The following is a 258-nucleotide window of genomic DNA, read 5'->3' on the forward strand; positions in this document are numbered from 1 at the left end:
GCGGATCAATCCACCCCAGCGGATTCGGCGCATACTGATAAAGATTCCACCCACCGTTTAACCCAATCGGATCCTGAACAATAAACCGTCCGACCTGCGGGTCGTAGTAGCGGAACAGATTATAGTGGAGCCCGGTTTCGCTGTCAGCATACTGCCCGGCGTAGCGCAGGGGCTGATGGGCGAGGGCGGTGTGTTGTAACGCGCCGGTAAAACCTGCCGTCTGATGCCGTACTTCACCGAAGCTGCCGTAATGGCCAC

The 258-nt window shown here is 57.8% G+C and carries 1 protein-coding gene; it reads right to left on the reverse strand.

The features are described 5' to 3' along the window. On the reverse strand, positions 1–258 hold a 258-nt coding region (locus NNO04_RS22700; RefSeq protein WP_271446546.1), incomplete at both ends, for an RHS repeat-associated core domain-containing protein.

It is taken from the genome of Citrobacter sp. Awk 4, from assembly GCF_028069725.1.
Classification (GTDB): Bacteria; Pseudomonadota; Gammaproteobacteria; order Enterobacterales; family Enterobacteriaceae; genus Citrobacter_D.